This window comes from Cellulomonas sp. P4_D11, assembly GCF_056401915.1.
In genome coordinates this window covers 22,570-45,755 of sequence record NZ_JBFUIK010000008.1, presented here as the reverse complement: position 1 = coordinate 45,755, position 23,186 = coordinate 22,570, and the positions used below count along the sequence as shown (strand labels likewise).

Below are 23,186 nucleotides of genomic sequence, written 5' to 3'. Positions count from 1 at the left end.
AGGATCGGTCTGTGGAGCCCCTCGTCTTCGACCCCGTCCCCGACATCCGGCTCATCGCGGTCGACATGGACGGGTCCCTGCTCGACGACGAGAAGCGGATCCACGACGACTTCTGGCCGCTGCTCGACGAGCTCGACCGCCGCGGGATCCGCCTGTGCCCCGCGAGCGGCCGCCAGTACGCCACGCTGCGCCGCCAGTTCGGCCGCGACGAGCTGGTCTACATCGCGGAGAACGGCTCGTACGTCGCGCAGCACGACGAGCAGATCAGCGCGGACGGGCTCGACCTGTCGACCGCCCGGGCCGCGATCGAGGTCGTGCGCTCGGCGGCGCACCTCGACCTGGGCACCGTCCTGTGCGGCAAGCGCTCCGCCTACGTCGAGCGCTCGGACGACGCCTTCCTCGACCAGGCGACGCCGTACTACGCGCGGCTCGAGGTCGTCGACGACCTGCTCGCCGTCGAGGACGAGGTGCTCAAGGTGGCGGTCTACGACTTCGGCTCGGCCGCCACGGGCGCGGGCCCGCTGCTCGAGCCGTTCGACGCGCTCGTCTCCGGCGAGCACTGGGTGGACGTCATGAGCCCCACCGCGGACAAGGGCCATGCCCTGCGCGCGGTGCAGACCGCCCTCGGCATCACCGCCGAGCAGACCATGGTGTTCGGCGACTACTTCAACGACATCGGCATGCTCGACGCCGCCTACTACTCGTTCGCGATGGACAACGCGCACCCGGACGTCCGCGCGCACGCCCGGTTCATCGCGCCGGCCAACACCGCCAACGGCGTGGTCCGGACCATCACGTCGGTGCTCGGGCTGTCATGAGCATCGCCGGCCTGGTGCTCACCCCCGGCTTCGGCGGGAGCCGCGAGAGCGGGCCTCTCGTCGCCGTCGAGAGGGCCGTCGCGCCGCTGCCCGTGCTGCGGCTGGACCTGCCGAAGACGGCGGCCCCTGCCGTCGCGGAGGTGCGGGCACGGGCCGAGGCGTTCGCGTCGTCCCTGGGCGTCGGCACGGAGCAGCTGGTCCTCGGCGGCCGCTCGTTCGGCGGGCGGATGTGCTCGATGGCCGTCGCCGAGGGCCTCCCCGCCGCCGGCCTCGTCCTCCTCTCCTACCCCCTGCACCCGCCGGGGAGGCCGGACACCCTGCGCATCGCTCACCTGCCCGACATCCGCGTCCCCGTGCTCGCCGTCTCCGGCTCGACCGACCCGTTCGGCTCGCCGGCCGAGCTGACGGAGCACCTCGCCACGATCCCCGGCCCGGTGACGACGGTCTTCCTCCCCGGCCCGCACCTGCCCACCAGCCAGGCCGCCGTGGCCGAGGCGGTCCGCGGCTGGCTGACCGCTCTCGACCGCGACTGACGACCTCGCCGCGGTCAGCGCGACGAAGTCGTCCCGCAGGTCGCGTCCACGCCCTACGCTCCCTCCGTGAGCTCCCGCCGACGCGCCGCCTGGATCGTCGTCGCGGCCGCGTTCGCGCTGGTCATCGTGCCGATCCTCTGGGTGCAGGGCGTGGGCCAGCGTGCCGTGCGGGGTGCCGACGACGTCCCGCCGACCCCGGTCGCTCTCGTGCTCGGCGCCGGCCTGCGGCCCGACGGCAGCCCGTCGGTGTACCTCACGCGCCGGCTCGACGCCGCACGTGCCCTGTACGAGCGCGGGGCGGTCGACGTGATCCTGGTGAGCGGCGACAACGCGCACGCGAACCACGACGAGCCGACCGCGATGCTCGACTGGCTGGTCGCGCACGGCGTCCCCGCCGACGACGTGGTCCGCGACCACGCCGGGTTCGACACCCACGACTCCTGCGTCCGGGCGCACGACGTGTTCGGCGTCGACGCCGCGGTCGTCGTCACGCAGGACTACCACCTGCGCCGCGCCCTCTTCTCGTGCACCGCGGCGGGGATCGCGGTCACGGGCGTCGGGGTGTCGTCGCAGTCCGTCCGGCCCGTGCAGGCGTTCACGTGGCGGGCCCGGGAGCTGCCGGCGTCGTGGAAGGCGGCGTTCGACGCCGCGACCGGGCGTACGCCGGTCTACGACGGACCGCCCGAGACGGCGGTACGGGACGCGCTGACGGGCTAGAGCTCGTTGGACCGGTGGTCGGGCCGCACGCTGTTGGCGTTGCGCGCCGCCGCCGGGACCACGCCGCGCTGCTCGAGGACGCGCACGACGAACGACGCGGCGACCATCGACGCTCCCGTGTAGGCCACCAGCGTGAGGACGGCGTCCAGCCATCCGAGCACCGTGTACCCGACCGGGAGCCTCGCGACGACAGTCGCGACGAACGGGCTGACGACGAGCCTGGCGACGAGCGCGACGGCCACCCCGGTCCAGAGCAGGCGGCGGGCGGTCCAGAGCGGCGGCATGACTGACCCCTTCGGCAGCGACGGTGCTGGCCACACGGTAGCGGCGCCGGCGGCCGGCGCCGCCGCGCGAGCGACGACGCGTCGTTGTGCGCGGCAGGTGCCCGCGCGACGATCGTCGGCATGGACTCCCTCGACGGCCTGCGCGGCGCGTTCGCCCCCGTGCCCGGCTACCTGGACGCCGCCACCTGCGGTCTGCCGGCGCGGGCGACGATCGAGGCGATGCGGGAGGCGCTCGACACCTGGCAGGCGGGGAAGGCGGACCTCGCCGTCTACGACGAGGCGGTCGTCGCCTCCCGGGCGGCGTTCGCCCGGCTGGTGGGCACGGACCCGTCCCGCGTCGCGATCGGCTCGCAGACGTCCGCGCTGGTCGGCACCGTCGCGGCGAGCCTGCCCGACGGCGCCGAGGTGCTGGTGGTCGACGGCGACTTCTCGTCTGTGGTGTTCCCGTTCCTCGCGCAGGCCGACCGGGGCGTCACCGTCCGGCACGCGCCGCTGGAGTCGCTGGCCGACGAGATCCGCCCGACCACCCACACGGTCGCGTTCGCGCTCGTGCAGTCGGTCGACGGCCGGGTCGCCGACGTCGACGCCGTCACCGCGGCGGCCGCCGCCGCGGGAGCACGGACGGTCTGCGACATCACGCAGGCCGCCGGCTGGCTGCCGATCGACGCCGGCCGGTTCGACGTCACCGTGTGCTCGGCCTACAAGTGGCTCTCGGCCCCGCGCGGGACGGCGTTCCTCACGGTAGGCCCCGAGCGGTCGCAGGAGATTCGGCCGGTCAACGCCAGCTGGTACGCGGGCGAGGAGATCTGGTCCTCCGTCTACGGCCCCGGCATGACGCTGGCCCGGGACGCGCGCCGGTTCGACGTCTCCCCCGCCTGGCTCTGCTGGGTGGGCGCGGTCCCCGCGCTCGAGGCGTTCGCCGCGGCCGACCCCGAGCAGGTCCGGCGCCACGCCGTCGGGCTCGCCGACAGCTTCCGGGAGGGGCTCGGCCTCGCGCCGGGCGGCAGCGCGATCGTGGCCCTGCCCGACGACGCTGCCGGCTCCCGACGCGCCCTGCTCGCGGCCGGCGGTACGCGCGCGGCAGGCCGCGGCGGCGGCGTCCGGCTCGCGTTCCACGTCTGGAACGACACCGCCGACGTCGACCGGGCCCTGGCTGCCCTGAGCAACTCCTGAGGGGAACCTGAGGGTCGGCTCGGGGGTCTCCCCGATATCCCTGGGCCGGACGACGGCGGAATCCTAGGATCGCAAGCAGCACCGGCACCGGCGCCCCGACGAGGTATCACCCGTCGAGCGGGCCGCACCTTCCCTGTCGTCGTCGACACCCCACAGAGGAACACCCATGTCTCAGGTCGCCGGATGGATCACCCATCGCTACCTCAAGTACGCCGTCATCGTCTTCTGGCTCGCGGTGCTGGCCCTGCTGGGCCCGCTGGCGGGCAAGCTCACGGGCGCGCAGGACAACGACGCGAAGTCCTGGCTCCCGAGCAACGCCGAGTCGACCGAGGTGCTCGACGTCGCCAGCAGCTTCGTGTCCGCCAACACCATCCCCGCGGTCATCGTCTTCGCGCGCGCCTCGGGCCTGACGCCCGACGACCTCGCCGCGATCCAGGCCGACGCGCAGGACTTCGGCACGCTCGACACGCTCGACGGGCAGGTCGTCGGCCCGATCCCCTCGGAGGACGGCCAGGCGGCGCAGATCATCGTCCCGCTCGACCTGGGCAAGGACGGCTGGAACCTCGCCGCCGACGCCGTCGCCGACCTGCGGGCCACCGCGGAGGACGGCCCCGACGGGCTCGACGTCTACGTCACCGGCCCGGCCGGCTCGGCCGCGGACTCGTCGAAGGCGTTCGAGGGCATCGACGGCACGCTGCTGTACGCGGCCGTCGCGGTCGTCATCGTCATCCTGCTCATCACGTACCGCAGCCCGATCCTCTGGCTCCTGCCGGTGATCTCGGCGGGCGTGGCGCTCACGGTGTCGCAGGCCGTCATCTACCTGCTGGCGGACAACTTCGACCTGACGGTCAACGCGCAGAGCGCCGGCATCCTCACGGTCCTGGTGTTCGGCGCGGGGACGGACTACGCGTTGCTGATCGTCGCCAGATACCGGGAAGAGCTCCGCAAACATCGTGACCGGCACGAGGCCATGGCCCTGGCGCTGCACCGGGCCAGCCCCGCGATCATCGCCAGCGGCGCGACCGTCGCCATCAGCATGCTCTGCCTCCTCTTCGCCACGATGAACTCGACCGCCGGCCTCGGCCCGGTCGCGGCGGTCGGCATCATCGTCGCGCTGCTGGTCATGCTCACCCTGCTGCCCGCGCTGCTGGTCACCTGCGGCCGGTGGATCTTCTGGCCCCGCACCCCGAGGCTCGGCGACGACGAGCCGTCGGTGCACGGCTTCTGGGCCCGGGTCGGGGGACGCATCGAGCGCCGCCCGCGCGCCACGTGGGTCGGCACGTCCGCGGCCCTCGCGGTCGCCTGCCTCGGCATCGTCGCGCTCAACGCCACCGGCCTGACCACCGAGGAGTCGTTCCGCGGGGTCCAGCCGTCGATCGAGGGCGAGAAGGTGCTCTCGGCCCACTTCCCGGGCGGCGCCGGGTCGCCCGTCGCCGTCATCGCGAACGCGGACCAGGCCACCCAGGTCGCCTCCGTCTTCGCCGACGTGGACGGCATCGACCCGACGAGCATCACCGAGCCCGTCGTCAAGGGCGACCTCGCGTACATCGAGGGCACCCTGACGTCGGCGCCCGACAGCGACGACGCCTACGACACGGTCGACCGGGTGCGCGACGCCGTGCATGCGGTGCCGGGCGCCGACGCCCTCGTCGGGGGCACCACGGCCGTCAACCTCGACGTCCAGCGCGCCTCGTCGGCGGACAACAAGCTGATCATCCCGATCATCCTGCTGGTCGTCTTCACCATCCTGATGATCCTGCTGAGGGCGGTGGTCGCCCCGCTGGTGCTCGTCGGCACGGTCGTGCTCTCGTTCGGCGCCGCCATCGGCATCAGCGCGCTCGTGTTCAAGTACGTCTTCGGCTACGCCGGGGCGGACACGTCCTTCCCGCTGTTCGTGTTCGTCTTCCTGGTCGCCCTGGGGATCGACTACAACATCTTCCTCATGACCCGGGTGCGGGAGGAGGCGATCCGGATCGGGCACCACCGCGGCTCGCTGGTCGGCCTGGCGGCCACCGGCGGGGTCATCACCTCGGCCGGGCTCGTCCTCGCCGGCACGTTCGCGGTGCTCGGCACGCTGCCGCTGGTGGCGTTCGCCGAGATCGGGTTCGCGGTCGCGTTCGGCGTCCTGCTGGACACCCTCGTGGTCAGGTCCGTGCTGGTCACGGCGCTGAACCTCGACATCGGCAAGGCGATGTGGTGGCCCAGCAGGCTCAGCAAGCAGGCGGACCCGGAGCCCGTCGAGGAGCCGGTGGCCGTCCCCGTCGGCTGACCTTCGCCTCGCGCACGGCCGAGATGCCCGGATCATCCCCAGATCCGGGCATCTCACGCTAGCGTCGGTTCGAGGGCCCCCTCGCGGGGCTTCGCCGGCACGAGGAGCACAGGTGACCGAGATCGCTGCCCCACCGTCCACCACTGCGCCGGCCACCCGCTGGTGGGCGCTCGAGCCGGACGCCGTCCGCGCCGAGCTCGACACGGATCTCGTCGCCGGTCTGTCCGCCGGCGAGGTGACGGCGCGGCGGGAGCGGTACGGGCCCAACACGCTCACGGCGCAGGCCGCGCCGTCGGTGTGGTCGGTGGTCTTCCAGCAGCTGCGTGACCCCATGAACATCATGCTCATCGCCGTCGCCGCGGTGAGCGCCGCCATCGGACAGGGCTCGACCGCCGTCATCGTCGGCTTCCTCGTGGTGATCAACGTCGTCATCGGCACGCGGCAGGAGATGCTCGCCCGCAAGAGCGTCGACGCCCTCGCCACCATGCAGGAGCCGCAGTCCCGGGTGCGGCGCGACGGAGTGCTCGTGCAGATCGCGGCGCGCGAGCTCGTGCCCGGCGACGTCGTCGAGCTGGAGGCGGGCGACATCGTGCCCGCGGACGGCCGGCTGGTCCGGACGGCCACGATGGAGACCCAGGAGGCGGCCCTCACCGGCGAGAGCGCGCCGATCGGCAAGGACGTCCTGACGCTTCCCGACGACGACGTCCCCCTGGGCGACCGCGCGAACATGGCGTTCCAGAACACGTCCGTGACCCGCGGCACGGGCACGATGCTCGTCACCGCCACCGGCATGACCACGCAGATCGGCACCATCGCGACCCTGCTCTCGTCGGTGGAGAAGACCAAGTCGCCGCTGCAGCGCGAGCTCGACAAGCTCACCAAGGTCCTCGGCGTGATCGCGTGGAGCGCGGTGGCCGTCATCGTGCTCATCGGGATCGCGCGCGGACAGTCGGCGAGCGACCTGCTGTTCCTCGCGACCGCCGTGGCCATCTCCGCTATCCCCACCGGCCTGCCGACGTTCGTGCAGGCGATGCTCGCGTACGGCGCGCGGCAGCTGGCGGACGCCAAGGCCGTGGTGGCCAACCTCAACGACGTGGAGACCCTCGGCGCCACCAGCTCGATCAACTCGGACAAGACCGGGACCCTGACCCTCAACGAGATGACGGTCACGGCGCTGTACACGGTCGGCCAGCACTTCACGGTCGAGGGCAACGGGTACGAGAAGTCCGGCCGGATCCTGCAGGCGGCCGGCGCGGACGTGCCCGACCTCACGCCGCTGGCGTACGGGCTCTGCCTGGCCAGCGACGCGACGGTGTCCGACGACGGCGCCGTCATCGGCGACCCCACGGAGGCCGCGCTGGTGGTGCTGGCCGCGAAGCTCGGGGTGGACGCCGAGGAGAGCCGCCGGACGTACCCGCGCGTCGCCGAGGTCCCGTTCGACTCGGCGTACAAGTTCATGGCGACTGCCCACTGGCTGCCGTGGCGCGGCGACCGGACGCTGGTCGAGGTGGTCAAGGGCGGGCCGGACGTGGTCCTGGCGCGCTGCACGCACGCACTCGCCGGTCCGGGCCAGACGGTCGAGCTCGAGACGATGCGCGCCGACATCGAGGCGGAGATGGAACGGCTCGCGGCGCAGGGTCTGCGCACCCTCGCCTTCGCGACGCGGTTCCTCACGCCGGCCGACGAGTCCGCGATCGTGGCGGACCCGATGTCGTACGTCGAGCAGCTCGTGTTCGTCGGCCTGGTCGGCATCGTCGACCCGCTGAGGCCGACGGCCAAGATCGCCGTCGAGATCGCGCTCAAGGCGGGCATCGAGGTCCGCATGATCACCGGGGACCACGCGGTGACCGCGAGCGCGATCGGCGCCCAGCTGGGCCTGGGCCCGGGCGCGATCAGCGGGCCCGAGCTCGCCCGCCTGACCGACGACGAGCTCCTCGAGCGGCTGCCGAACCTGCACGTCTTCGGCCGCGTCACGCCGGAGGACAAGCTCCGGCTGGTGCAGCTCATGCAGAAGGAAGGTCTCGTCGTCGCCATGACCGGGGACGCCGTGAACGACGCAGCCGCGATCAAGCAGGCCGACATCGGCGTGGCGATGGGCTCGGGCAGCGAGGTCACCAAGCAGGCCGCGCGCCTGGTGCTCACCGACGACAACTTCAGCACCCTGGTGCACGCGGTCGAGCTGGGCCGGAGCATCTACCAGAAGATCACGGCGTACATCCGGTTCCAGATGAGCCAGCTGATCGGCCTGGTCATCCTGTTCCTGGCCGCGAGCATCTTCGACATCGCGGACGGCGTGGCGATGACGCCGATGATGGTGCTGTTCCTCAACTTCTTCGTCTGCGTGTTCCCCGTGATCGCGATCATGCTCGACCCGGTGGGCCCCGGGATCATGGACCGGGCGCCGCGCGACCCCACCCAGGGCATCAGCAACGGCCACGCCGTGCGGCGGTGGCTCCTGTACGGCTTCGTGCTCTTCGCCTCGTCGGCGATCCCGCTGGTCGGCGGTCCGGACGAGCCGAGCCCGGACCACGCGACGGCGTCGATGACGATGGCGTTCGTCGTCATGGGCCTCGGCTCCGTGCTCTCGGGCCTCGTCCTGCGCCGCGAGCCCGAGTCCGGGCTGGCCGCCCCGCTCCTCACGGCCGTCAAGGTGCTGTCGATCCCCGTGATCCTCGTGGTGCTCGCCACCGAGCTGGGCTTCCTGCAGGAGTGGCTCACCACCCAGTCGCTGTCCGGCCCGCAGTGGCTGGCCTGCCTGGGGCTGGCCCTGCTGCTGCCGATCGTCGCCGAGCTGGACAAGGTGTTCATGCGCCGCCGGGCCGCGCGGCCGGTGGTCCTGACCACGCAGGACGCGGTGAGCCCGGCGCGCGCCCGGGTCTAGCGGTCGTCGCCGAGCACGGGCGGCGGCGCCTGCAGGTCGTAGGCGCGGAACAGCACGGCGTGCTCGACGCCCATCGCCCGTCCCTGCAGCCCCGCGATCATCGGCAGCATGTCCCGCGGCGCCGGGTGCCCGGGCAGGCCGGCGAGGTACTCGGCATGGGCCTCGAGCGACCGGACGCCCGCCTGCAGGGGCTCGCCGGTGACGTCGACGCCGTGGGTCGGGCGCGGGTCGCCGCCGACCAGCAGCCAGCGCGTCTCCCACGGCTCGAGGCCGCCGTCGAGCAGGTCGGTGAAGACCCACCGGTTGCCGGCGTCGCGCACCGCGTCCAGCGTCGCGAGCCCGGCCACGCGGTGGTCGGCCATGTTCAGGCCGGCGACGAACTCGACCTCCCACGAGCCGGTCACCACGGCGTCGGGCCGCACCTCGCGGATGCGCCGGGCGATGTCCCGCCGCAGGTCGAGGCCGTACTCCAGCACGCCGTCGGGGTGGTCGAGGAACTGCACGTCGGTGACCCCCACCGCGGCCGAGCCCGTGACCTGCTCGCGCGTGCGGATCTCGCGCGTCCGGTCCGGCGGCGAGCCGTCCATGCCCGCCTCGCCGCGCGTGAGCACCAGGTACGCCACCTCGACGCCCCGCGCGGTCCAGACGGCCACGGCGGACGACGTGCCGTACTCGACGTCGTCGGGGTGCGCCACGACGCACAGCACGCGGCGGAACTCGGAGTCCGGCAGCTCCGGCAGCAGCTCGGGCATCCTGCGACGCTAGCGGGCGTCCAGCGCGGACTGGAAGGCCCCCAGGGCGTCGGACGAGAAGAGCACGAACCGCACCAGCTCGATGCCGTGCGGCCGCGGGTGCCCGTCGGACCAGCCGGCGTCGGTCCCGTCCTCCCAGGCGCGCACGGTGCGCACGGCGACCTGTGCGACGTCACCGACCGCCCACCCGTAGACCCCCGCGCTCACGGCTGGGAACGCGATGCTCGACGCGCCGAGCCCCACCGCCAGCTCGAGCGGCCGGGCGAAGCACGACGAGAGCAGCACGGGGTCGGTCTGGCCGACGTGCCGGTCGGGGCCCACCGTGTGCACGACCCAGCGGGCCGGCAGCCGGAACGCCGGGKTCGCGACGGCGTCGCCGACGGGCAGCCCGTCCGGCAGCGTGGTCCGGCGCAGCTCCCGGCACGCCTCGAGCAGCTCGGGCCCGGCCGCCGCGTGGATCGCGCCGTCCACCCCTCCGCCGCCGAGCAGCGACGAGTTCGCGGCGTTGACGACGACGTCGACGTCCTGCGTGGTGATGTCGCCTCGGACGGCTTCGATCAGCATCGAGCCATCATCGCGTCGCCGCGCCGGCGGTGCACGGAGACGCAGCAAGGCCCCTCGGACGCTTACTCCGAGGGGCCTTTGCTGGTTGCCATGCTACCGAAGGCTGCCGCCCGGACGGGTGAACGACACACGGCCCGTCCACAAATTCTGTCCACAGCCCTGTGTTAACCGGATGTTTCCGCAGGTGAGCCTGTGGACAAGGGTGTGGGGAAACCGGTGGACAAAGAAAGGTCTCCGAAGCCCTTGTGGCCCCTTCCCGCGGGGGACTAGAAATCTCACATCGAGATCGACAGATCGAGAACCGCAGGTGAAGGATCCCGCCAGGGGAGACTGAAGCCGCAGGTCAGGTGGCCTCTTCGGAGATCGCGTGGACCGGGTGGACGACTGCTCCGGAGGGCCCGAACCTCGACGCACGACGCCTTTCGGGGAATCGAGCAGGCGGCGCAGAACGCCCTTCGGGGTGGTGGCGTCGGCGGCGACAGGCTGTGGATGTCGGGCCGACCGGAGAACGGACGACCACATCGTCGTGGCAACACGACGACCCGCGGATGACGACGCGGGGGTTGTTACGGACCGGGAGGTTGCTCGCAGTCGTCCCGCCCACGGCGGGCCGCAGGTGCTGGACTCCCCTCCGGGGTCGACGGCGCCGGTGGCGAACCGGGTGTCGGGACGTAGTCGCACCGTCAGCGCGGCGTCGGTCGCCGGTTCGCCGGGGACGGAAGACCTGAGAGCACGGAAGGCCCCTCGGACGCTTACTCCGAGGGGCCTTCTTCGTGCGTCCGATCCGAAGCGACCGTCAGGCGTCCGGCACCGACTCCAGCAGGATCGTCACCGGGCCGTCGTTGACCAGCTCGACCGCCATGTCCGCGCCGAACAGCCCCGTCGCCACCTCGAGCCCGCGGGCGCGCAGGTCCGCGACGACGGCATCGACCAGCGGTTGGGCCACGGGGCCCGGCGCCGCCGCGTTCCACGTGGGTCGCCGCCCCTTGCGGGTGTCGCCGTAGAGCGTGAACTGGCTGACGACGAGGACGGGGGCGCCGATGTCGACCGCGCACCGCTCGTCGCGCAGGATGCGCAGCTCGGCGATCTTGCGCGCGATCAGCTCGACCTGCGCGGGACCGTCGCCGGGCGTGACGCCGACCAGCGCGAGCAGCCCAGGTCGGTCGATCGCGCCGACGACGATGCCGTCGACGGTGACGGCGGCGCGCGTGACGCGCTGGACGACCGCCCTCACGGCCCGAACGCCGCGACGACCTCGCCCACCGGCGCACCGTGGCCGAGGACCGGTGTGAGCCCGACGGGCTCGACCAGGGCCGGGTCGACCCCGGCCACCGCGAGCGCGGCCGCGAGCACCGCGGGGCGCGGGCGCGACGAGCCGTCGACGACCTTGATCGCGACCGCCCCGCCGTCGGCCAGGCCGGCCGCGTAGACGCCGTCGGCCCCGTCCTTGGCCACCAGGCCGGGGACCGCCTCCATGAACCGGGTGGCGTCGCGACCCGTCCCGGCGACGTGCCAGGGGTGCGCGGACATCGCGGAGCCGACGCGCCGCTCCAGGCCGTCCCCGGCGGCCAGGCGCGCGAACGACCGGGCGAGCCCCCGCAGGGTCGTGGAGAAGAGGGGCGCCCCGCAGCCGTCGACGGTCGCCAGCTCGACCGGGACTCCCGTGAGCTCGGCGACCACGTCGCGCGTGGCCCGCTGCAGCGGGTGCGCCGGGTCCAGGTAGTCGTGGGTCGACCAGCCGGCGGCCACGCACGTCGCGAGCATGCCGGCGTGCTTGCCGGAGCAGTTCTGGGTCAGCGGCTCGGTGCCGTGGCCGTCGGCGCGCCACTGCCAGGCGGCGTCGGCGTCGAGCGGCCAGTCCGGGGTGTTCCGCAGGTCGTCGACCCCCAGGCCGGCGGCCGCGAGCACCGCCCGGACCACCTCGAGGTGCCCCGCCTCGGCGTTGTGGCTGGCGCACACGAGCGCGAGTGCGGCCCCCTCGACGTCCAGCCCCGCCCGCAGCATCGCGACCGCCTGGAGGGGCTTGAGCGACGACCGCGCCCACACCGTCGCGTCGGCGTCCCCGAGCACCCGTCGCTCGGACCCGTCGGGAGCGAGCACCACGACGTGGCCAGAGTGCACGGACTCGACCAGTCCCCCGCGCAGCACCCGCGCGAGCGGGACCGCGGCGGTGCCGATGTCGGGCACGCTCACCAGCCGCCCGACGGCCCGCTCGGGCGGCGCGGGCCCCCGCCGCGGCCCGAGTAGGGCGTGACCGCGGGCTTCACGTCGACGAGGTAGACGATCGCGCCGACGGCCGCGAGGAGCGCCAGGAACGACGGGAGGTGCGGCACGCCAGGGATCGGGATCACGCTGAACGAGACGGCGGTGGCGACCCCGACGATCGCGCCCCAGAAGCCCTTGGTCCGCTTGCCCGCACGCGGGAACGCGGACGACGGCCGCCGGAGCAGGTCGATGAGCGCCCACAGGCTGAGCCCGAAGATGGCGATGTAGAAGACGTAGAAGATGACGACCTGCAGGCTCACGATCACGGGCCGAGCCTACGAGACATCACGGGACGACCAGCAGGCCCTCGGCGCGCGCCGCGGCCGCGAGGTGCTCGTCCCAGGCGGCGACGACCAGGTCGGGCGACCGCAGCTCGAGCGCGGACGCGAGGTGCAGGGCGTCGGCGGCGCGCAGGGGGTGCCGCCCGACCAGGGCCGCGGCCGAGGTCGTCACGACGTCCCGCAGCTCGAGCACGTGCAGCCCGGGCCAGAGGCGTCCCCACGTGGCGAGCGCGTGGGCGGCGGCGTCGTCGTCCAGCCGTCCCGCGCGCCGACCCCCGGCGAGCACCGCGCGCACCTCCGCGTCGGCCAGGCGGGACGTGACCACCAGGTCTGCGCCGTCCCACAGCGCAGCGACCAGCGTGGACCCGGGCTCGTCGACGCAGAGCTTCACCAGCGCGCTGGTGTCCAGGTAGACGACCGCCATCTCAGCGGCGCAGCCGACGGACCAGGTCGGAGACCCCGCCCTTGGCCGCCGGGGCCGTGCGGTCCCCGTTGCGGGCCGGCGGGCGCGACGTCGCCGCCGCCGTCAGCAGGCCGTCGCGCTCGAGCCGGGTGAGCAGGTCCGCCGCGTCGATCGCGCTGAGCCGCGCGACGGGGATCCCGCGCTCGGTGATGACCACGTCCTCCCCCGCGCGCGCGGCCTCGATCCACTGCCTGAGCTCTGCGCGCAACGCGCTGACCGGGACGTCCACGGAGCGACCGTACCGAACCGGTGGGCCCCGCAGGCAGTGGTCGCGCGCTTCTCGATGGTGGATGCCCCCGCGCGCCCCGGGGCGAGCTGTTGACGATCGCGCTGGCCGCGTCCCTCAGATCTCCGGAAGCGAGTCCCGCGCCTCCTGCGGGGGCACGCCGGCCGCCTCGAGCAGGTCGACCACGAGCGAGCGGTGCAGCAGCACCAGGCTCTGCACCTGCCAGTCGTTCGCAGCCAGCCGGAACGGGTCGAGCGAGCGGGAGATGGCGAGCAGCTGCGTCCGGGCACGCTCCGGGTCGCGCCCGGCGCCGAGCGCGGCGGCGAGCTCCTCGGTCGCCCGCGCGGTGGCGTCGACCTGCGCGGCGATGGTCGCCATGTCATGGGTCTTCGCGTCGACCGCGGCCAGGGACCGGCGGGCCAGCACGCGGGCGTTGCGCATGGCGCGGTCGACGAGCACCGCGTTGCCCGCCAGACCGGCCAGCTCGTCGCGGTACCTCCGGATGGTCGGTGACACGCGGGCCAGCTCGCCGGCGTTGGTGGCGGTCTCGGACCACTCGTCGATCGCGGGCTGCGACGCGCGCCCGCGGACCAGCGCGTCCTCGACGTCGGCCGTCGACCCCGACGTCAGGCCGCGCCCGAGCACGCGGAGCACACCGGCCAGCTCCTCGACCGCGGCGCGCGCCAGCGCCCGGGGGTGCCGGCGCGGGTCCCGGGGGGTCAGCAGCGCCACCGCGAGCGCGACGGCGCCCCCGACGGCGGCGTCGACCCAACGCCCCAGCGGGCCGCCCGACGCCGACACGGCCGGGAGGCCGACGATCACGAGTGCCTGCACGCCCGCCTGCGTGGTGAGCATCTGCCCGCGGTCGATGAACCGCGCGATGATCGCCGCGAGGAACAGCACCACGGCCACCTGCCAGGCCCCGTTGCCGATGAGGTGCACCAGCAGGTCGCCCAGCGCGACGCCGATCGCGACGCCGACGGCCAGCTCCGCCACCCGCCGCACCGACCGGTCGGCGGTGAACCCGAGCGCCACCCAGGCGCTGACGGGCGCGAAGAACGGGAACGGGTGACCCACCACGTACCGGGCGATCGCGAACGCGATCGCGGCCGCCAGCGACGCCTGCAGGATCGGGAACCAGGCGGCACGCACCCTGGTCCAGCCCTGCCGGACCCGCGCCTCGACGACCACGCGCGCGCGCGAGTCGGTGCCCGTCACAGGCACCTCACAGCATCGGGTGCTGCCCCAGGCCGCGGGTCAGGGGCCCGCGCGCGGCCGGCCGGTCGACGGACACGCCGTCGCCGGGCACGATCTGCTCCTGGCCGGCGGCGACGGCCCCGCCCTCGCACTCGACGACCAGCTCGACGTCCGCGGGGACCGACCTCTTGACCACCGCGAGCGCGACGGGCCCGAGCTCGTGGTGCCGCGCGACGGTGGTGACCTGCCCGACGACCCGGCCGGGCTCCTGCGAGCTGTCGGTCTTCACGACGTCGTGCACGGCCGCGCCGGGCTCGGGCAGCAGGTGCCCCGACCCGTCCAGGTGCAGCAGGACGAGCCGGCGCGGCGGCCGGCCGAGGTTGTGCACGCGCGCCACCGTCTCCTGCCCGCGGTAGCAGCCCTTCTGCATGTGCACCGCGGTGCGGAGCCAGTCGAGCTCGTGCGGGATGGTCCGGTGGTCGACCTCGTGCGACGCCCGCGGCCGCCAGGCCTCGACGCGCGCGGCCTCGCTGGCCCAGGTGCCGACCAGCGGCCAGCCCGAGGCCTCGCGCGCGCGCACCTCCTCGAGCAGCCGGTCGCGAGGCACGAGCACCAGCCGCCAGGAGCGGTCGGCGCCGGGGTGCTCGTCGTCGGCAGGCCCGTAGCGCGTGCCGCCGACGGCCGTGGTCGGCCACGGGTCGCGCCAGGTCACGGGCTCGTCGGGCCCACCCTCGGCATCCACCGGCTCGCCGATGGCCGCCCAGGCGTCCGTCACGTCCGCGATCTCGACGCGCAGCATGAACTTCATGCGGTTCAGCCAGGCGGCGAGCGCGATCGGCGTCTCCGTGAGCAGCCAGGTGGTCTCGCCGTCGTCGACGACGCCCGCCGCGTGCTCGACGTGCCCCTGCGGGCTGAGGACCAGCAGCTCGGTCGACGTGCGGGGCGCGAGGGCGGTCAGCTCCTGCGAGGTGATCGAGTTCAGCCAGCTGAGCCGGTCCGGACCCGTCACGGTCACGACGCCGAGGTAGGACTGGTCGACGACCGCGCCGCCGCGGGAGAGGGCGCGCTGCTCCGCCGTCGGGTCGCCGTAGTGCCAGGCGACGCCGTCGTCGGGACCGGACGCCCGGACCGCGCCGTGCCGCGCGAGCAGGGGGCTGGCGTGCCGCGGCGGCTCGCCGTGCCCGACCGGCTCGGCGGGCGTCTCGACGGGTGCGTCGGTGGTCATCAGGCCTCGTCGTCGGTGAGGGCCTCGACGCGCGCGAGGCGGCCGGAGGCGTAGGACTGCATGGGGTGGCCGAACGCGGCGATGTCGTGCGCCCACATGAGCTCGCCGTTCACCAGGCCGTAGAGGCGCTTGCCGGCGCTGAGCTCCGCGCTGCTGGCGGTGCGGACGACCGCGTCGCTCACCAGGTCGATCCGGCCCTTGCCGACCGCGCCGATGTAGAGCGCGAGGTGCCCGGACGCGTCCGCGACCAGCAGCTCGACGGGGTGCTGGTCCGGCGTGAGCCCCCAGTCGGTGGGGCGCTCGGGCGGGATGCGCCAGTAGCCGGACTCCGTCTGCCAGACCTGCGCCGGCGGCTCGTCGACGAGGGCGCCGGTGTCCGGCGGCGCAGTGATCAGCCGGATGGTCGTCGTGTACGCGAGGTACGGGCCACCGTCGCTGGTGATGACGATCTCCTGCGCGAACGTCGCCTCGTCGATCCCGGGGTAGTCGACGACACCCTCGCCGCGCCACGTACCGACCAGCCACGCGAGCGGGTAGACCTCCGGGGCGAGGCCCTCGGGGTCGGGCAGGACGAACGGCATGTGCGGGCCTCCCAGCGTCAGGGCAGGACGTCAGCGCTGGCCCTTGAAGAGCCGGTAGACGACGAAGCAGGCGAACCAGCCGATCGTCAGCGTCGCCGCGACCAGCAGGCCGATGAAGACTCCCTCGAGCGCAGTCATGCCGACGATCCTAACGAGCGCAGACCCCTAGCCTGTTCCGATGAGCCCCACGCCACGCCCCCTCGTGATCAAGACCACGTCCGGCACGGACCGTCCGGAGGCCACGAACCAGGCGTTCACCGTGGCCGCGACCGCGGTCGCCGCCGGCGCCGAGGTCAGCCTCTGGCTCACCGGCGAGTCGGCGTGGTTCGCGCTGCCCGGTCGGGCCGGTGACCTCGTCCTCGAGCACGCGACCCCGCTGGCCGACCTGCTCGCGGTCGTCCTCGAGGGCGGCCGCGTGACCGTGTGCACGCAGTGCGCGGCCCGCCGCGGCATCGGCCCCCAGGACGTGCTGCCGGGCGTCCGGATCGCGGGCGCGGCGGTGTTCGTCGAGGAGTCCCTGGCCGAGCGGGCGCAGGCGCTCGTCTACTAGGCGGTCCTTCCCGACCGCAGCCGGATCCCGAGCAGGTACAGCTCGCAGCCGAGGCACAGGCCGAACACGGCGTTGAGGAACGCCGCGACGAGGGCGAGCGCCGCGGCGACCGGCACGGCGACGCTGACGCCCGCCAGCCCGAGCACCAGCCCGGCGCCGGTGATGATCAGGCCCACCAGCTGCGCGAACGTCGGGGGCCGCGGGTCCTCCAGCTCGGTGGGCGGTGCCAGGCGCGGCCGGACGAGCTTCCTGAACACCCAGGCCTGCCAGGTGTGGCCGACGCCGCGGAACGTGCCGATGGCGAAGCCGGCGACGACCACCGCGAGCACGGCGTAGGCCGCCGGGGTGGTGCCGAGGAGCAGTACGGCGACGAGCAGGACGAGGGTGAGGGCGGCGCCGAACCGGGGGCCCCGGGGGTCGATGCCGGCGGGGGCAGAGGTGTGCGTGGGCGTGGTCATGGGAGCTCCAGGGGGACGTGCAGGGGTCCGTCGGCCGGCCGGTGGCCGACCCGGGGGCCGAGGTCGCAGCGCGCCCGGCCGATCGCCCACGAGGGCAGGCCGTCAGGCGGCGGGGACCTCGCCCGGACAGGACGCGAGCGCGGCGAGCGCGTGGCGACGGTCCGTGGCACCGGACATGCGGCCGACCACGACGCCGCGGGCGTCGAGCAGGAGCGTGGTCGGGGTGCGCATGATGTCGAAGCGTCGCACGAGATCCAGGTGCTCGACCACGTCCATCTCGACGTGTGAGAGGCCCTCGTGCTCCGTGGCCAGCTGCGCGAGGACCGCGTGGGTCCGCCGGCAGGGCGCGCAGACCTCGCTGGAGAACTGCACGAAGGTGGCCCGGGACCCCAGCGGCGCCCCCAGCTGGGCCGCGGTCAGACGCGTGCCGTCCGCCTCGTCGGGCACCTCGTCGGGCGCCTCGTCGGGCGCGGACGCGAGCAGCGCCGGGTCGACGGCGGTGTAGCGACCGTTGCGCGCCCGCCACCACAGACCGAGCGCCGTGGCGAGGGCCAGGACGGCGACGACGAGCAGCAGCCGACCCACGTCAGCCCACCAGGACCCGGCCGACGACGTACACGAGGATGCCCGTCACGGTCACCGGCAGCGTCACCGCGGCGAGCGAGGGCCAGCGGCGCTCGAGCGACGGCAGCTGGTCGAACAGCGCGTGCAGCGTGGCGACGAGGATGCCGACCGCGAGCCCCAGCAGGGCACCGGCCAACGGGTCGATGCCGGGGAGCAGCAGCGCGCCGAGCGCCCCCGCGGCGGCGGCCGCACCGGCCGTGACGAGCGAGCCGACCCAGGGGGCGAGGTGGAGGGCCACGACGGCCGAGCCGACCGCGAGCGCCAGCGCGCCGACGACGACGAGCGGCTCGCCCCCGGGCGTGCGCCCGATCGCGACCCAGCCGGCGACGGCGACGGCGACGAGGGTCCCGGCGACCGTCCCGGAGACGGACTCGACCAGCCGCGGGCGTCCGTCGCGACGCAGCAGCTCGCTGACGAATGCCAGGAGGATCGCGGCCGCGAAGACCACGGGCAGGTACCGCAGGAACGGCTGCGTGGTGGTCAGGTGCACGACGGCGACCGCACCGACCCCGCCCAGCGCGACGACGGTGGCCGACCCGGCGACGAACGGCAGCCCCGCGAGAGAGGGCCAGCCGAGGGCGAACACGACGGCCAGGACCGCGGCGGCGATGCTCAGCGGCAACCCGCCGAGGTAGCCGGCGACGGCCACGGCGGCCGCGAGCACGGCCGTCACGACCGCCCGGGTGGCGAGCTGCATGGGTCCCCTACCGTCCCGCGACCGGGTTCACGATCGACCGGTCCGGGCGCGCGCACAGGCGGCCTGCCTGCAGGGAGGGGAGGAGCACGCCGCCGATTGTCGCATCTCGCCGCGATTTCCCTCGCGTTACGACGGGCGCATGTGAGGGACGTGACGCCATCCCTCGACATCGCTGCGCAACTTCGGTGACGCGCGCGGTACCGTGGCCCCCACTCGCACGCGGGGAGGTTCCAGGTGGCAGATCTGCTGCTGCTCACTCCAGCGTCCGGGGGCTCCGCCCAGGTGCTCCCGGCCCTCGGTCTGTTGTCCCACCGCGTCCGCGTGCTCCCCGTCGAACCGTCGGCTCTCGTGGACGCACCGGATGCGGACATCGTCGTGCTCGACGCCCGGCGCGACCTCGTCACCGCCAGGACCACGTGCCGCCTGCTGCGCGCGACCGGCCTGACGGTCCCGCTGATCCTGGTGCTCACCGAGGGCGGCCTCACGGTCGTCACGGCCGAGTGGGGCGCCGACGACATCATCCTGGAGACGGCCAACCCGGCCGAGGTGGAGACGCGGTTCCGCCTGGTCATGGAGCGCGCGGCGACCGCGGGGTACGACGACGCCCCCCAGGAGATCTCGTCGGGCGAGCTCACCATCGACGCCGGCGGCTACACCGCCCGGCTGCGCGGTCGGCCCCTCGACCTCACCTACAAGGAGTTCGAGCTCCTCAAGTACCTCGTCCAGCACCCGGGCCGCGTGTTCACCCGCGCCCAGCTGCTGCAGGAGGTCTGGGGCTACGACTACTACGGAGGCACCCGGACGGTCGACGTCCACGTGCGACGCCTGCGCGCCAAGCTCGGCCCCGAGCACGAGCAGCTGATCGGTACCGTGCGGAACGTCGGCTACCGCTTCGACCCACCGAAGGACCGACGGAACGCCGTCGACGGCCGCAACGAGGTCCCGGAGCCCGCGGACGCGTAGCCCGCTAGCCTGGGCCTCGGTGAGCCGGGAAGCCTGGTCGGCACGTCCCACCAGCCTGCCCGGAGGTGCACCCGTGTCCACGCCCGCGAGCCGCCTGTTCGCCGCGCTGACCCCCGGCTCCGAGCGCAACCTGCTCGACACGCTGCGGGAGGAACGCGTCGGCGGGGCGCTCCTGCTGACCGCCACCGTGGTCGCCCTGCTCTGGGCGAACGTGGATCCCGCGTCGTACACCACGGTGTCCGACACGGTCATCGGCCCCGCGGCGCTGCACCTCGACCTCACGGTGGCCACCTGGGCGACCGACGGCCTGCTCGCCATCTTCTTCTTCGTCGTCGGCCTCGAGCTCAAGCGCGAGATCGTCGCGGGCGAGCTGCGGAACCTGCGCACGGCCGTCGTGCCGATCGTGGCCGCGCTCGGGGGCATGCTCGTCCCCGCGATCCTCTACCTGGCCGTGAACCTCACCGCCGCGGACGGCGTCGCCCGGGGCTGGGCCGTCCCGACGGCGACGGACATCGCCTTCGCCGTCTCGGTCCTCGCCATCGTGGGCCGGAGCCTGCCGAACGCCCTGCGCGCCTTCCTGCTCACGCTCGCCGTCGTCGACGACCTGCTCGCGATCATCGTCATCGGCGTCGTCTACACCGAGACGGTCTCGGCGCTCTGGCTCGGCGTCGGTGCGGCGACCGTCGCGGTGTTCGCGCTCGTGATCCGGCGCGGCTGGGTCAGCGGCTGGCTGCTGGTCCCGCTCGGGCTGGCGGCCTGGGCCGCGGTCCACGCGTCGGGTGTGCACGCGACGATCGCGGGCGTCGCGCTCGGGCTCGTGGTCCCGGGGACCACCGCGGCCACGCGCAGGGCGCTCCGGCTGCCCACGGAGCCCGCGGAGTCGCTGGCCGAGCGGTGGGAGCACGCGTGGCGACCCCTCTCCGCGGGCGTCGCGGTGCCGGTCTTCGCGCTGTTCGCCGCCGGGGTGACCCTGACCGCCGGCGCTCTGCAGACGACGTTCGCCGACCCCGTCGCCCAAGGTGTCGCGCTCGGGCTCGTCGTCGGCAAGCCGCTCGGCATCCTCGGCGCCACCTACCTGGTCGCCCGCTTCACGCGCGCCTCGCTCGCCCCCGGCCTCGGCTGGGCCGACGTCGCGGCCGTCGGCCTGCTGGGCGGCATCGGGTTCACGGTGTCCCTGCTGGTGGGCGAGCTGGCGTTCGGTGCCGGCAGCCCGCAGGACGAGCACGTCATCGTCTCCGTGCTGATCGCGTCGCTCGTCGCGGCGCTGCTGGGCGGCGGGGCCCTGTTCCAGCGGGACCGACATCACGCACGCGAGGCGGCGACGGCACGCCCCCAGAGCGGCGAGACCGGGTAGGTTCGGCACCGATGAGCACCGTCGACTCCGCCTCGCTCCTCATCGACGGCCCCTGGGAGCACCGGTTCGTGGCCGCCAACGGCGCACGGTTCCATGTGGCCGTGGCCGGGCCCGACGACCGCGACGCCCCCCTGGTCGTGCTGCTGCACGGCGTCCCGCAGTTCTGGTGGGCGTGGCGTCACCAGCTCCCCGTCCTGGCCGACGCCGGCTACCGCGTGGCGGCCATGGACGTCCGCGGGACCGGCGGATCCGACAAGCCGCCGCAGGGGTACGACGTGCCGACCCTGGCCGCCGACGTCGCCGGGGTGATCCAGTCGGTCGGCGCAGCGGACGCCGTGGTCGTCGGCAGCGGGACGGGCGGGGAGATCGCCTGGGCCATGGCCGGCCTGCACCCGGACCGGGTGCGGGCGGTCGCCGCGCTGGCCGCCCCGCACCCGCTGGACACGCGAGGCCACCCCCGCGCCGCGGTGCGCCCGGCCGCGGTCCGGCGCCTCGCGTACATCCAGCTGCCGTCGATGCCGGAGCACGCCCTCATGGAGGGCGACCTCGTGGCCCAGCTGCTGCGCGAGTGGGGCGGCACGCCCGGCTGGCCCGATGCCGAGGCCGAGCGCACGTACCGCTCGGCAGCGCGCGTGCCGTTCGCCGCGCACAGCCAGATGGAGCAGCTGCGGTGGCTGGTCCGCTCGATGCCGCGCCTGGACGGCCGTCGCTACCACGCGGCGCTCGAGGAGACCCGACCGCTGCCCGTGCTGCAGCTGCACGGCGGTCGCGACGGGCTGCGCCCGCCGTCGCGCGCCGCGCTCTCCAAGGACACCGCCGCGCTGGTCGGTTCGCAGTACCAGTTCGAGCTGCTGCCGTCGGCCGGCCACTACCCCGCCGAGGAGACCCCCGACCGGGTCAGCGACCTCCTGCTGACGTGGCTGCGGACGGTCGCGCCGGTCTGACAGCGCTCACTGCTTGACCATCGCGGCGGCCTTGGTGGGGTCGATCTCCCCGATGCCGAAGGACGGGCACATCGACGCCACGGGGCACGCCCCGCACGCCGGCTTGCGCGCGAAGCACGTGCGCCGCCCGTGGAAGATCAGCCGGTGCGAGGCCATGGTCCAGTCCTTGCGGGGGATCAGCGCGTCGAGCTCCTTCTCCACCACCAGCGGGTCGTCGCTCGCGGTGTAGCCCAGGCGCTTCGACAGCCGCATGACGTGCGTGTCCGTGGTGATGCCCGGCACCCCGAACGCGTTGCCGAGCACGACGTTGGCCGTCTTGCGCCCCACGCCGGGCAGCGTCACGAGGTCCTTCATGCGCCCGGGCACCTCGCCGCCGAACCGCTCCACCAGCTCGCGCGACAGCCCCATGACCGACCGCGCCTTGGCGCGGAAGAACCCGGTCGGCTTGAGGATCTCCTCGAGCTCCTCCGGGTCGGCGCCGGCGAGCGCCGCGGCGTCCGGGTAGCGGGCGAAGAGGATCGGCGTGGTCAGGTTCACGCGCACGTCCGTGGTCTGCGCCGAGAGCACCGTGGCCACCAGCAGCTCGAACGGCGACGTGAAGTCCAGCTCGCAGTTCGCGTCGGGGTAGCGCACCGCCAGGGCGCGGTCGATGCGGCGGGCGCGGCGGGTGCGCGCGAGGTCGGACTCCACGTCGGTGCCTGTCACAGCGGCAGCGTACGACGCGGCGCCCACACCCGTTCGGGGGGCCTGTGACCTGCGGCGCTGCTCCCTTGGAGTGATCCCGTGGCGCACACAGGTATCCCCGCTCAAGGTCGGCCTGTACCGGGCCGAAACCACCCACAGTGCTTGAGGGGGCTCGAGTCGTCTCGGGCGAGCGTGATCGAACTTCCGCGAGGCTGTGCCCGTCCGAGGAGGACCTGCCGCATGACGCCACCCGTCGAACAACGGGTCAGTGATCTCCGCCTCGACCGGCGCGCGCTGCGCGCCGAGCACGCCCGGGTGACCTGGTGGCGTCGACTGGTGCGCGCGCGGCTCGACCTCGCCGTCGCCCAGGCGGCCCGGCCGCAGACCCTCGGCGAGGACGTGACGTTCCAGCTCCCGCTCGAGGTCGGCGTCGAGGTCCCGCGCCCCGCCGCGCTCGCCGCGGTGCTGGGCGGCACCGAGGGCGTCGCGGACGTCGACCGCCTGAACGAGCTCCGCGCCCTGGACGCCCAGCTCTCCACCTATGCCGCGGGCGTCGAGGCGGCCCTCACCCGGGCCACCGACCGCCTGATCGCACGCCTGGCCGTGGACCCCGAGGTGGCCGTCGTCGGCCTGCGGGAGCCGCTGGGCCGCGGATGACGGCCTCCATGGGGCAGACTGAGGTC

Annotated in this window: 26 protein-coding genes; 11 read left to right on the top strand and 15 right to left on the bottom strand. The window is 74.1% G+C overall.

Annotation, left to right across the window (positions count from 1 at the left end):
• Positions 1–11: 11 nt before the first annotated feature.
• From AC1DT4_RS07080 to AC1DT4_RS07070, 3 genes are all read left to right on the top strand, one after another.
• On the top strand, positions 12–818 hold the full coding sequence (locus AC1DT4_RS07080; protein ID WP_477089072.1) for a Cof-type HAD-IIB family hydrolase: 807 nt from the start codon (positions 12–14) through the stop codon (positions 816–818).
• Positions 815–1,351, top strand: a complete 537-nt coding sequence (locus tag AC1DT4_RS07075) for an alpha/beta hydrolase family protein (protein ID WP_477089071.1) — start codon at positions 815–817, stop codon at positions 1,349–1,351. The genes AC1DT4_RS07080 and AC1DT4_RS07075 overlap by 4 nt, the downstream gene beginning before the upstream one ends.
• 66 nt (positions 1,352–1,417) lie before the next feature.
• Positions 1,418–2,068 carry a SanA/YdcF family protein gene (locus tag AC1DT4_RS07070; RefSeq protein WP_477089070.1) on the top strand — a complete coding sequence of 217 codons (651 nt, stop codon included), beginning with the start codon at positions 1,418–1,420 and terminating at the stop codon, positions 2,066–2,068.
• Here the strand turns inward: AC1DT4_RS07070 and AC1DT4_RS07065 are convergent.
• Positions 2,065–2,352 (bottom strand): hypothetical protein, encoded by a 288-nt coding sequence (locus AC1DT4_RS07065; RefSeq protein ID WP_477089069.1) that lies wholly within the window; start codon positions 2,350–2,352, stop codon positions 2,065–2,067. The genes AC1DT4_RS07070 and AC1DT4_RS07065 overlap by 4 nt on opposite strands.
• 120 nt (positions 2,353–2,472) lie before the next feature.
• Between AC1DT4_RS07065 and AC1DT4_RS07060 the strand changes: the two genes are divergently transcribed.
• The 3 genes from AC1DT4_RS07060 to AC1DT4_RS07050 all read left to right on the top strand — a co-directional run bounded on the left by AC1DT4_RS07060 (position 2,473) and on the right by AC1DT4_RS07050 (position 8,675).
• Positions 2,473–3,525 (top strand): aminotransferase class V-fold PLP-dependent enzyme, encoded by a 1,053-nt coding sequence (locus AC1DT4_RS07060; RefSeq protein ID WP_477089068.1) that lies wholly within the window; start codon positions 2,473–2,475, stop codon positions 3,523–3,525.
• Between the two features lie 166 nt (positions 3,526–3,691).
• Complete coding sequence (locus AC1DT4_RS07055; protein ID WP_477089067.1) at positions 3,692–5,794, top strand: MMPL family transporter; 2,103 nt, start codon at positions 3,692–3,694, stop codon at positions 5,792–5,794.
• A gap of 112 nt (positions 5,795–5,906) precedes the next feature.
• A complete protein-coding gene (locus AC1DT4_RS07050; RefSeq protein WP_477089066.1) occupies positions 5,907–8,675 on the top strand; it encodes a cation-translocating P-type ATPase in 2,769 nt (922 codons plus the stop codon).
• On the opposite strand, the gene AC1DT4_RS07045 is transcribed toward AC1DT4_RS07050, so the two are convergent.
• The 10 genes from AC1DT4_RS07045 to AC1DT4_RS07000 all read right to left on the bottom strand — a co-directional run bounded on the left by AC1DT4_RS07045 (position 8,672) and on the right by AC1DT4_RS07000 (position 16,229).
• Complete coding sequence (locus AC1DT4_RS07045) at positions 8,672–9,427, bottom strand: PIG-L deacetylase family protein (RefSeq protein WP_477089065.1); 756 nt, start codon at positions 9,425–9,427, stop codon at positions 8,672–8,674. The genes AC1DT4_RS07050 and AC1DT4_RS07045 overlap by 4 nt on opposite strands.
• A 9-nt stretch (positions 9,428–9,436) precedes the next feature.
• Complete coding sequence (locus AC1DT4_RS07040; protein ID WP_477089064.1) at positions 9,437–9,991, bottom strand: O-acetyl-ADP-ribose deacetylase; 555 nt, start codon at positions 9,989–9,991, stop codon at positions 9,437–9,439.
• Between the two features lie 796 nt (positions 9,992–10,787).
• Entirely contained in the window at positions 10,788–11,225 is a 438-nt protein-coding gene (gene dtd, locus AC1DT4_RS07035) for a D-aminoacyl-tRNA deacylase (RefSeq protein ID WP_477089063.1), read from the bottom strand.
• Entirely contained in the window at positions 11,222–12,187 is a 966-nt protein-coding gene (locus AC1DT4_RS07030) for an asparaginase (protein WP_477089144.1), read from the bottom strand. The genes dtd and AC1DT4_RS07030 overlap by 4 nt, the downstream gene beginning before the upstream one ends.
• A complete protein-coding gene (locus AC1DT4_RS07025; RefSeq protein WP_477089062.1) occupies positions 12,181–12,522 on the bottom strand; it encodes a DUF2516 family protein in 342 nt (113 codons plus the stop codon). The genes AC1DT4_RS07030 and AC1DT4_RS07025 overlap by 7 nt, the downstream gene beginning before the upstream one ends.
• Positions 12,523–12,541: 19 nt before the next feature.
• Entirely contained in the window at positions 12,542–12,961 is a 420-nt protein-coding gene (locus AC1DT4_RS07020; protein WP_477089061.1) for a type II toxin-antitoxin system VapC family toxin, read from the bottom strand.
• Position 12,962: 1 nt separating this feature from the next.
• Entirely contained in the window at positions 12,963–13,229 is a 267-nt protein-coding gene (locus AC1DT4_RS07015) for a type II toxin-antitoxin system Phd/YefM family antitoxin (RefSeq protein WP_477089060.1), read from the bottom strand.
• Positions 13,230–13,343: 114 nt separating this feature from the next.
• Positions 13,344–14,444, bottom strand: a complete 1,101-nt coding sequence (locus AC1DT4_RS07010) for an FUSC family protein (protein WP_477089059.1) — start codon at positions 14,442–14,444, stop codon at positions 13,344–13,346.
• 7 nt (positions 14,445–14,451) lie between these two features.
• A complete protein-coding gene (gene ygfZ / locus AC1DT4_RS07005) occupies positions 14,452–15,648 on the bottom strand; it encodes a CAF17-like 4Fe-4S cluster assembly/insertion protein YgfZ (protein ID WP_477089058.1) in 1,197 nt (398 codons plus the stop codon).
• Positions 15,648–16,229: a heme-binding beta-barrel domain-containing protein gene (locus AC1DT4_RS07000; RefSeq protein WP_477089057.1), complete on the bottom strand. Its 582-nt coding sequence runs from the start codon at positions 16,227–16,229 to the stop codon at positions 15,648–15,650. The genes ygfZ and AC1DT4_RS07000 overlap by 1 nt, the downstream gene beginning before the upstream one ends.
• 178 nt (positions 16,230–16,407) lie before the next feature.
• Between AC1DT4_RS07000 and AC1DT4_RS06995 the strand changes: the two genes are divergently transcribed.
• The gene (locus AC1DT4_RS06995) at positions 16,408–16,779 is read left to right on the top strand and encodes a DsrE family protein (protein WP_477089056.1); all 372 of its coding nucleotides are present in this window, start codon (positions 16,408–16,410) and stop codon (positions 16,777–16,779) included.
• On the opposite strand, the gene AC1DT4_RS06990 is transcribed toward AC1DT4_RS06995, so the two are convergent.
• The 3 genes from AC1DT4_RS06990 to AC1DT4_RS06980 all read right to left on the bottom strand — a co-directional run bounded on the left by AC1DT4_RS06990 (position 16,776) and on the right by AC1DT4_RS06980 (position 18,558).
• Complete coding sequence (locus AC1DT4_RS06990; protein WP_477089055.1) at positions 16,776–17,237, bottom strand: DUF4395 domain-containing protein; 462 nt, start codon at positions 17,235–17,237, stop codon at positions 16,776–16,778. The genes AC1DT4_RS06995 and AC1DT4_RS06990 overlap by 4 nt on opposite strands.
• A gap of 102 nt (positions 17,238–17,339) precedes the next feature.
• Positions 17,340–17,822: a thioredoxin family protein gene (locus AC1DT4_RS06985; RefSeq protein WP_477089054.1), complete on the bottom strand. Its 483-nt coding sequence runs from the start codon at positions 17,820–17,822 to the stop codon at positions 17,340–17,342.
• A gap of 1 nt (position 17,823) precedes the next feature.
• Positions 17,824–18,558 carry a hypothetical protein gene (locus AC1DT4_RS06980; protein WP_477089053.1) on the bottom strand — a complete coding sequence of 245 codons (735 nt, stop codon included), beginning with the start codon at positions 18,556–18,558 and terminating at the stop codon, positions 17,824–17,826.
• A 234-nt stretch (positions 18,559–18,792) separates the two neighbouring features.
• On the opposite strand from AC1DT4_RS06980, the gene AC1DT4_RS06975 reads away from it, so the two are divergent.
• From AC1DT4_RS06975 to AC1DT4_RS06965, 3 genes are all read left to right on the top strand, one after another.
• The gene (locus tag AC1DT4_RS06975; protein ID WP_477089052.1) at positions 18,793–19,521 is read left to right on the top strand and encodes a winged helix-turn-helix transcriptional regulator; all 729 of its coding nucleotides are present in this window, start codon (positions 18,793–18,795) and stop codon (positions 19,519–19,521) included.
• Between the two features lie 73 nt (positions 19,522–19,594).
• The gene (nhaA, locus tag AC1DT4_RS06970; protein WP_477089051.1) at positions 19,595–20,875 is read left to right on the top strand and encodes a Na+/H+ antiporter NhaA; all 1,281 of its coding nucleotides are present in this window, start codon (positions 19,595–19,597) and stop codon (positions 20,873–20,875) included.
• Between the two features lie 11 nt (positions 20,876–20,886).
• On the top strand, positions 20,887–21,819 hold the full coding sequence (locus AC1DT4_RS06965) for an alpha/beta fold hydrolase (protein WP_477089050.1): 933 nt from the start codon (positions 20,887–20,889) through the stop codon (positions 21,817–21,819).
• Between the two features lie 6 nt (positions 21,820–21,825).
• Here AC1DT4_RS06965 and nth read toward each other — a convergent pair whose 3' ends face one another.
• Positions 21,826–22,524: an endonuclease III gene (gene nth, locus AC1DT4_RS06960; RefSeq protein ID WP_477089049.1), complete on the bottom strand. Its 699-nt coding sequence runs from the start codon at positions 22,522–22,524 to the stop codon at positions 21,826–21,828.
• Positions 22,525–22,743: 219 nt separating this feature from the next.
• On the opposite strand from nth, the gene AC1DT4_RS06955 reads away from it, so the two are divergent.
• Positions 22,744–23,160, top strand: coding sequence for a hypothetical protein (locus AC1DT4_RS06955; RefSeq protein ID WP_477089048.1), 417 nt, complete (start codon positions 22,744–22,746; stop codon positions 23,158–23,160).
• Positions 23,161–23,186 lie beyond the last annotated feature (26 nt).

What these genes read in the sequence shown, in the direction of transcription:
- AC1DT4_RS07075 (WP_477089071.1), top strand. Translation starts at nt 815, where the DNA reads ATGAGCATCGCCGGCCTGGTGCTCACCCCCGGCTTCGGCGGGAGCCGC.
- AC1DT4_RS07065 (WP_477089069.1), bottom strand. Translation starts at nt 2,352, where the DNA reads ATGCCGCCGCTCTGGACCGCCCGCCGCCTGCTCTGGACCGGGGTGGCC.
- AC1DT4_RS07060 (WP_477089068.1), top strand. Translation starts at nt 2,473, where the DNA reads ATGGACTCCCTCGACGGCCTGCGCGGCGCGTTCGCCCCCGTGCCCGGC.
- AC1DT4_RS07055 (WP_477089067.1), top strand. Translation starts at nt 3,692, where the DNA reads ATGTCTCAGGTCGCCGGATGGATCACCCATCGCTACCTCAAGTACGCC.
- AC1DT4_RS07045 (WP_477089065.1), bottom strand. Translation starts at nt 9,427, where the DNA reads ATGCCCGAGCTGCTGCCGGAGCTGCCGGACTCCGAGTTCCGCCGCGTG.
- AC1DT4_RS07020 (WP_477089061.1), bottom strand. Translation starts at nt 12,961, where the DNA reads ATGGCGGTCGTCTACCTGGACACCAGCGCGCTGGTGAAGCTCTGCGTC.
- ygfZ (WP_477089058.1), bottom strand. Translation starts at nt 15,648, where the DNA reads ATGACCACCGACGCACCCGTCGAGACGCCCGCCGAGCCGGTCGGGCAC.
- AC1DT4_RS07000 (WP_477089057.1), bottom strand. Translation starts at nt 16,229, where the DNA reads ATGCCGTTCGTCCTGCCCGACCCCGAGGGCCTCGCCCCGGAGGTCTAC.
- AC1DT4_RS06995 (WP_477089056.1), top strand. Translation starts at nt 16,408, where the DNA reads ATGAGCCCCACGCCACGCCCCCTCGTGATCAAGACCACGTCCGGCACG.
- AC1DT4_RS06990 (WP_477089055.1), bottom strand. Translation starts at nt 17,237, where the DNA reads ATGACCACGCCCACGCACACCTCTGCCCCCGCCGGCATCGACCCCCGG.
- AC1DT4_RS06980 (WP_477089053.1), bottom strand. Translation starts at nt 18,558, where the DNA reads ATGCAGCTCGCCACCCGGGCGGTCGTGACGGCCGTGCTCGCGGCCGCC.
- AC1DT4_RS06965 (WP_477089050.1), top strand. Translation starts at nt 20,887, where the DNA reads ATGAGCACCGTCGACTCCGCCTCGCTCCTCATCGACGGCCCCTGGGAG.
- AC1DT4_RS06955 (WP_477089048.1), top strand. Translation starts at nt 22,744, where the DNA reads ATGACGCCACCCGTCGAACAACGGGTCAGTGATCTCCGCCTCGACCGG.